The 7,673-nt window shown below is 40.6% G+C and carries 10 protein-coding genes; 6 read left to right on the top strand and 4 right to left on the bottom strand.

What is annotated here, in order from left to right; genetic code table 11:
- Positions 1 to 87: 87 nt before the first annotated feature.
- The 4 genes from pta to QZ565_RS06925 are packed head-to-tail and all read right to left on the bottom strand — an operon-like array spanning position 88 to position 3,472.
- Entirely contained in the window at positions 88 to 1,062 is a 975-nt protein-coding gene (gene pta, locus QZ565_RS06940) for a phosphate acetyltransferase (RefSeq protein ID WP_261028465.1), read from the bottom strand.
- A 43-nt stretch (positions 1,063 to 1,105) separates the two neighbouring features.
- Positions 1,106 to 2,002 (bottom strand): RluA family pseudouridine synthase, encoded by an 897-nt coding sequence (locus QZ565_RS06935; protein WP_295527419.1) that lies wholly within the window; start codon positions 2,000 to 2,002, stop codon positions 1,106 to 1,108.
- Entirely contained in the window at positions 1,999 to 2,817 is an 819-nt protein-coding gene (locus QZ565_RS06930; protein WP_000799056.1) for an NAD kinase, read from the bottom strand. Before QZ565_RS06930 ends, QZ565_RS06935 begins: the two co-directional genes overlap by 4 nt.
- Complete coding sequence (locus QZ565_RS06925) at positions 2,801 to 3,472, bottom strand: GTP pyrophosphokinase family protein (protein WP_070527712.1); 672 nt, start codon at positions 3,470 to 3,472, stop codon at positions 2,801 to 2,803. Before QZ565_RS06925 ends, QZ565_RS06930 begins: the two co-directional genes overlap by 17 nt.
- A 128-nt stretch (positions 3,473 to 3,600) precedes the next feature.
- On the opposite strand from QZ565_RS06925, the gene QZ565_RS06920 reads away from it, so the two are divergent.
- From QZ565_RS06920 to QZ565_RS06895, 6 genes are all read left to right on the top strand, one after another.
- Positions 3,601 to 4,170, top strand: a complete 570-nt coding sequence (locus tag QZ565_RS06920) for a CYTH domain-containing protein (protein ID WP_295527407.1) — start codon at positions 3,601 to 3,603, stop codon at positions 4,168 to 4,170.
- 112 nt (positions 4,171 to 4,282) lie between these two features.
- Positions 4,283 to 5,242 (top strand): ribose-phosphate diphosphokinase, encoded by a 960-nt coding sequence (locus QZ565_RS06915; protein ID WP_001283823.1) that lies wholly within the window; start codon positions 4,283 to 4,285, stop codon positions 5,240 to 5,242.
- 9 nt (positions 5,243 to 5,251) lie between these two features.
- Positions 5,252 to 6,367, top strand: coding sequence for a cysteine desulfurase family protein (locus QZ565_RS06910; protein ID WP_295527402.1), 1,116 nt, complete (start codon positions 5,252 to 5,254; stop codon positions 6,365 to 6,367).
- A 4-nt stretch (positions 6,368 to 6,371) separates the two neighbouring features.
- Positions 6,372 to 6,719, top strand: a complete 348-nt coding sequence (locus tag QZ565_RS06905) for a DUF1831 domain-containing protein (protein WP_000863540.1) — start codon at positions 6,372 to 6,374, stop codon at positions 6,717 to 6,719.
- Between the two features lie 7 nt (positions 6,720 to 6,726).
- Positions 6,727 to 6,942 (top strand): DUF4649 family protein, encoded by a 216-nt coding sequence (locus tag QZ565_RS06900; protein WP_000462491.1) that lies wholly within the window; start codon positions 6,727 to 6,729, stop codon positions 6,940 to 6,942.
- 82 nt (positions 6,943 to 7,024) lie between these two features.
- Positions 7,025 to 7,666, top strand: a complete 642-nt coding sequence (locus tag QZ565_RS06895; RefSeq protein WP_261202266.1) for a redox-sensing transcriptional repressor Rex — start codon at positions 7,025 to 7,027, stop codon at positions 7,664 to 7,666.
- Positions 7,667 to 7,673 lie beyond the last annotated feature (7 nt).

Genomic DNA, 7,673 nt, shown 5'->3' with positions numbered 1-7,673 from the left:
AGTACAGCCTGCGGCTAGTTTCCTAGTTTGCTCTTTGATTTTCATTGAGTATAAAAAGCCTCTTCCCAAGGGAAAGAGGACTAAATCTTATTGATGAACAGCTTGGGCTGCTGTGATAAGGGTCAACTTGTAAACATCATCTGCATTACATCCACGAGAAAGGTCGTTAACTGGCTTGTTCAAACCTTGCAAAACAGGTCCTACAGCCGCAAAGCCACCAAGACGTTCAGCCATCTTGTAGCCGATATTTCCTGCTTCGATACCTGGGAAGATGAAGACGTTTGCTTGACCAGCTACTGTACTTCCCGGAGCTTTCAGAGCTGCAGTTTCAGGAACAAAGGCTGCATCAAATTGCAATTCCCCATCGATTTCAAGGTCAGGACGCAAGTCGTGAGCAATTTTAGTTGCTTCAACAACCTTATCAACACTTTCACCAAAACCTGAACCTTTAGTAGAATAGCTTAGCATAGCAATTTTAGGCTCGATTCCAAACATCTTAGCTGTGATTGCTGAGTTGATCGCAATTTCAGCCAAAGCTTCTGCATCTGGATTGATATTAATGGCACAGTCTCCAAATAAGTAACGTTCCGTACCACGAACCATGAGGAAGGCACCTGAAGTACGCGTTACATTTGGACGAGTTTTGATGATTTGAAGAGCTGGACGAACTGTTGAAGCTGTTGAGTGAATCGCACCTGAAACCATTCCATCAACCAAACCCAAGTAAACCAACATCACACCAAAATAGTTGACATCTTCAACCAAAACCTTGCGTGCATCTTCTTCAGACATTTTGCCCTTGCGACGTTCTACCAAGGCAGCAACCATTTCTTCAAATTTATCGTAGTGTTGAGGATCGATGACTTCATAACCATCTTCGATGCCTTCGATTTCAAGATAAATTTTAATTTTTTCAGGATTTCCAAGCAGAACAGGAATCACTTCTGTTTCTTTTACCAAGCGTTTAGTCGCTTGAAGAATACGAGGCTCTTCCCCTTCAGGGAGAACGATACGAGCATTTTTGCCAACTAGGTTGGCTTTTAGATTTTCAAAAACTTCCATGAGTTTTCTCCTTTAAGATAATAATTATACTCTGAAACAGTTTTTATAGAGTATTAGTTGATAACTGAGTAATAAGGTTGCTAAAATCATCCGGCAAGGGACTTTCTAACTGCAAGTCTTGCTCTAAAAATGGATGATAAAAGGATAGGTAATGACAATGCAGGGCCTGGCGCTGAATTCCATCATCTAGACTACCACCGTACAAGTCATCTCCCAACAAAGGAAAACCAATATGAGAAAAATGGACTCGGATTTGGTGGGTTCGCCCAGTGTGCAGGCGAATATCAACCAAGTGAATATTCCCATAAGAAGCTACAATCTTGTAAGATGTATGAGCATACTTTCCACCTTTAGCTACGCGTCTGGTAATAATGGAGTCTTCATCACGCGCAATCGGGGCAATAATTTCCCCCTCTGACTCCAAGTGTCCATCGCCTTTAACCAAAGCAAAGTAGCGTTTTTCAATGGACTTCTTCTGCAACTGCTTGTCTAATCGTGCATGGGCATAGCCGTGCTTAGCAAAGAGCATCAAGCCAGAAGTATCTCTATCAAGTCTAGTTACAATGTGAACCTGCTGATTTTCATAGTCTTGCTTGACGTAGTAACCCTTGATAAAATTGGCAATGGTATTAGAGTGGTTGACACTAGGAATAGAAGCCACTCCATAGGGTTTATTTAAGACTAGAAAATGGTCATCCTCATAGAGAATATCCAGTGGGTGCTCGATAGCTTTGAGAGTTTCAAAACCTTCCTCAGCAGGAATATCGATGATAACTCGGTCTCCAATATCCAATAGATACGTCGCATTTTGTGGTTGATCATTGACCAGAATAGCTCCGCCTCGAAACTTAATCTTAGCCAGCAGCCCCTTAGAAACCTCGTGCTTTTTTAAGAAGGTCTTAACCTTGACATGTTCATCTGCGATAAATTCAAACCTCATTCATCCACCTCGCCAATGAACGCATCCTTAACTCGATTCCAGAAACTAGTATGGCTAGGTGATGCGACAAAGTGAATCTTATGATGGTCGATTTGATACTCGATTCGCTCAATATTTCGGAAGGAATACACGCTATTGTCAACCGAAATAGTATGATAATCGTTTCTCGTTGGAATGAGTTCAATCTTATCCTTCTTTGGAACAATAATGGACGAACCGAGCGTACGATAGACACGATTGTTAAGGCTGGCAATTTCCGTTAATTGCAAAGCTTCAATGGTTGGGTGTAAAACAGCTCCACCAAGCGACTTGTTATAGGCTGTACTACCAGTCGGTGTCGAAACTGTTAGCCCATCTCCACGAAAACGTTCAAAGTGGACACCGTTAATCACAACATCCGCCACCATGGTTCGATCAGACCTGCGGATACTGGCTTCATTTAGTGCTCTAAAAATCTTCACTTCACCATTTTCAAGAAAAACCTTCACATTTAGAACAGGGTAAGAGACTCTTGCTCCGGTATCTAGCTGCAAATTAGTCACTAGCTTGTCCAACTCAAAATCACGGTAGTCCGTATAGAATCCCAAATGTCCAGTGTGAACACCAATGAAGCGGACCTTGTCAAGCTGATTTTCATACTTATGAAAGGCCGACAAGAGCATGCCATCCCCACCAATGGAGATGACAATGTCCGGATTGGTATCATTGAGTATAAACTGATTTCTCTTCAAACGATCTCGCAATTCATACAAAACCCTTTGACTCTGCGGTTTTCTATTAGCTATCAGGTCAATTCGTTTACCTGTATTCTTCATCTGTATCGTCACTGTTTCCTACACCGTCATTTAATTTTCTACTCAAAGGATCAAAAAGTGCCTGGGCTTCTTGGATATCATCACGAATTTTACCCATTTCTTCATCCAACTGATGGGCAATCTTGGCAGTAATTTCCAGTCTCTTTTTAATTTCCTCTGGGAAATCCCCTTGGTACTTGTAGTTGAGAGAATGTTCTATCGTTGCCCAGAAATTCATGGCCAAGGTACGAATTTGAATTTCCGCTAAAATGGTCTTAGCTCCATTAATGGTATCAACCGAATATTCAACTACCACATGATAGGAACGATAGCCTGAGGATTTTCGATGAGTAATGTAATCACGCTCCTGTATGATCCGCATATCCTGACGTTTGCGCAAAATCTCCACTACTTCCTTGACGTCATCTACAAACTGGACCATCACACGCAAGCCGGCAATATCTTGCAGATCGTGTTCCAAGGTCGCATAAGTAATGCCACGACGAGCCATTTTTTCCTTGATACTTTCAATCGGTTTGACTCGACCGGTCACAAACTCAATCGGAGAATGCTTATTTTGCTTACGATATTGCTTCCGAATACCACGTAGTTTAATCTTTAACTCACCAACAGCTTGAATGTAAGGATCTAGAAATTCTTCCCATTCTAAGGTCATATATTCTCCCTTTTTCACATATTATCCTTCAAAAATATCTTTGATTTTTTCTCCAGATTCATATACAATAAATACAATGCTTATTATACCATAAATCCGCTTTCAACGATAAAGAAAAGGTAAGAAAAATGAAACATTTAGAAATTGAATTGAAAACACTCTTGAAAAAAGATGAATATGATCGTCTAAAAGACCAGTTCACAGGTGTCACTCCTGTTCTTCAAAAAAATTACTACATCGACACGCCTGATTTTGAACTGCGAGAAAAGAAAGTTGCTATGCGCATTCGAACCTTTGAAGACTGGGCAGAATTGACACTCAAAGTCCCGCAAAGTGTTGGAAACATGGAATACAACCAAAAATTACAACTAAAAGATGCTGAAAACTATCTGGCTAAGGAAGAACTTCCTCAGGGACTGGTTCTTAATGAATTGGCGAAACATGATATTAAAACTAGTGAATGGCAGATTCTTGGTTGTCTAACGACACTTCGCTATGAAATGCAAACAGCTATTGGTCTCATGGCGCTGGATGAAAGTCAGTACTTTGATATTACAGATTACGAATTAGAACTTGAAGTTGAAAATCACGAGCAAGGGAAACAAGATTTCCAACAATTTTTAGAGGAAAATCAGATTGATTATCAAAAAGCTCCCTCAAAATTGGTTCGATTTGTCAAAAGCATGAAAAATAGCTGAAATAATCTCTATTTTTTGGTAAAATAGAAAAGATAAAAATACAAAAATCCCAGTTCATATAGGTAAGACAGATATAACTAGGATTTATAAAGTTTACAGAGGACGGTCTATAATGTCAGATAGAAAAAATATGAAACTTTTCGCACTCAACTCTAACCAAGAGATTGCACAAAAAATTGCTCAAGCTGTTGGTGTCCCACTTGGAAAACTGTCATCACGTCAATTTTCTGACGGAGAGATTCAAGTGAATATCGAAGAGAGTGTTCGTGGTTATGATGTTTACATCATCCAATCAACAAGTTTCCCTGTTAACAACCACCTAATGGAATTGTTAATCATGGTCGATGCTTGTGTGCGCGCAAGTGCCCACAGTATCAACGTTGTCCTTCCATATTTTGGTTATGCACGTCAAGACCGTATCGCTTCACCACGTGAGCCACTTACAGCTAAACTAGTGGCTAATATGCTGGTTAAGGCTGGTGTTGACCGTGTCCTTACGCTTGATTTGCATGCCGTTCAGGTTCAAGGTTTCTTTGATATTCCTGTCGATAACCTTTACACAGTTCCCCTATTTGCTAAACATTACTGCGATAAGGGTCTACTTGGTTCAGATGTTGTTGTCGTTAGCCCTAAAAATTCAGGTGTCAAACGTGCTCGTAGCTTGGCTGAATATCTTGATGCTCCTATCGCCATTATCGATTACCCACAAGACGATGCAACTCGCAACGAAGGCTATATCATTGGTGATGTTGAAGGTAAAAAAGCTATCTTAATTGACGATATTCTGAATACAGGACGTACCTTCTCTGAAGCTGCTAAAATCGTTGAACGTGAAGGGGCTACAGAAATTTATGCTGTTTCTAGCCACGGTCTCTTCGTCGAAGGAGCTGCTGAACTTCTTGACAATACTAATATTAAAGAAATTCTTGTGACTGATTCAGTAGCAACAAAAGAAAAAACTCCTAAAAACGTATGCTACATCACTGCTAGTGAGTTAATTGGTGATGCTATCGTCCGTATCCACGAAAGAAAACCAGTCAGCCCACTCTTTGCCTACAACAAAAAGAAATAAGGTGATTCTTTGATTTATTTGGACAATGCTGCGACGACTCCTATGTCAGCAGTTGCTATTTCAGCTATGACTAAAGTTATGCAAGAAACCCATGGCAATCCATCTAGTATTCATGGGCATGGTCGTCAAGCTGGTAAACTCTTACGAGAAGCCCGTCAGGAACTAGCTCAGTTACTGGGGACAAAACCTCAACATATCTTTTTCACTTCTGGTGGGACTGAGGGCAACAATACTGCTATCATTGGCTACTGCCTTCGTCACCAAGAACGAGGAAAACATATCATCACAACTGCCATCGAGCACCATGCTGTCCTTGAAACGATTGATTACTTGGTTCAACACTTTGGTTTTGAAGTAACCATTCTCCAGCCAAAAAATCAGGAAATCACCGCCCAGCAAATTCAAGAGGCATTACGTGACGATACGATTTTGGTTTCTACCATGTTTGCTAATAATGAGACAGGAAACCTACTTCCCATTGCTGAAATTGACCAAATACTCAAGCAACATCCTGCTGCTTATCATGTTGATGCAGTTCAAGCTATCGGAAAAATCCCTATTCACCCAGAAGAATTGGGCATTGATTTTCTCACTGCTTCAGCCCATAAATTCCATGGGCCTAAGGGAATCGGCTTTCTCTACGCATCTAGCATGGACTTTGATTCCTATCTCCATGGTGGAGACCAAGAACAGAAAAAACGTGCTGGAACTGAAAATCTAGCTGCCATCGTTGCTATGGTTGCAGCTCTAAAAGAAGACCTAGAAAAGCAAGAAGAACATTTTCAACATGTACAAAATCTAGAGACTGCCTTTCTGGCAGAGCTTGAGGGAGTTCAGTATTACCTGAATAGAGGACAAGATCATCTCCCTTATGTTCTCAATATTGGATTTCCTGGGCAGAAAAACGACCTCTTACTTCTTCGTCTAGATTTAGCTGGAATTTCTATCTCTACTGGCTCAGCTTGCACTGCAGGTATTGTCCAATCCAGCCATGTTCTTGAAGCCATGTACGGAGCAAATTCAGAACGCTTGAAGGAATCCGTTCGCATCAGTCTGTCGCCACAAAATACTATCGAAGACCTACAAACCCTCGCAAAAACCTTAAAAGAAATTATCGGAGGTTAGCCATATGGCATTTGAAAAAACCATTCAGTTAAAAAATTGTCGTTACGACTATACTCTTAGCCCGTCTGTTAAGAAATTCACCCTCAAGGACAATACTTTTTTTGAAACAAAAGTTGGTAACTATGAACTGACTCGCCTACTTGAAAAGGTACCAAACAGTGGAGAAGGCTTCCAACTAAAAATCATTATCAACAAGGAGCTTACAGGGGCTAAAATCAATATCACTGACAAGTTTGGTCTTCGTCTGGTTGATATTTTCAAATCAGAAGACCACCACATTCATCAGGAAAAGTTCTACTTCCTCATGGATAGTTTGGTAGAACGTGGTGTCTTTACAAAATCTGAAAGATAGGTCCCATATGTTTGAACTAACCTATAAAGACAGCTATCATGTAGAGCGGACTCTCAAGTACGAAGATTATGAGGCACTCATGCTAGCTTTATCAGGCTGTGTGACCCTACCAGATACACTTTATGTGACTTCTTTGACTTTTAAGGGACAAGAAGTTTACCAGGGACTGGTTGGAGACCTCTACCGTTTTCTATCACATGCAGATTTTTTACATCAAAACTAAGATTTTTCTTAGTTTTTTCTTGTTTTTGTTGATTTTTTCACAATGTTTCTATAAAATAGAAGAATAGAAAGGTTGTGATTTTGTGAAAGATAAACAGTCTGCTATTCCAAAAGCTACAGCGAAAAGACTCTCTCTCTACTATCGAATTTTTAAGAGATTTCATGCAGAAAAGATTGAACGTGCCAACTCTAAACAAATTGCAGAGGCCATTGGGATTGATTCAGCGACCGTACGTCGTGATTTTTCCTATTTTGGTGAACTTGGTCGTCGTGGCTTTGGCTATGACGTTAAAAAACTGATGACGTTTTTTGCCGATTTGCTCAATGATAACTCTATTACCAATGTCATGCTGGTTGGTATTGGAAATATGGGCCATGCCCTTCTCCACTACCGCTTCCATGAGCGTAACAAGATGAAGATTATCATGGCCTTTGACCTTGATGACCATCCTGAAGTCGGTAGCCAAACTCCTGATGGGATTCCTATTTACGGAATTTCTCAAATCAAGGATAAAATCAAGAATGCCGATGTCAAGACTGCGATCCTAACTGTTCCCAGCGTCAAGTCACAAGAGGTTGCCAATCTCTTGGTTGATGCTGGCGTGAAAGGAATCCTCAGTTTTTCACCAGTCCATCTGCATTTACCAAAAGACGTGGTCGTTCAATATGTCGATTTGACAAGTGAACTCCAAACCCTCCTCTATTTCATGCGAAAAGAGGATTAGAAAGCGA

It is taken from the genome of uncultured Streptococcus sp. (assembly GCF_915066115.1).
Taxonomy (GTDB): domain Bacteria; phylum Bacillota; class Bacilli; order Lactobacillales; family Streptococcaceae; genus Streptococcus.
Note: the sequence above shows the minus strand (reverse complement) of the source record. Positions and strands in the feature narration are given on the sequence as shown.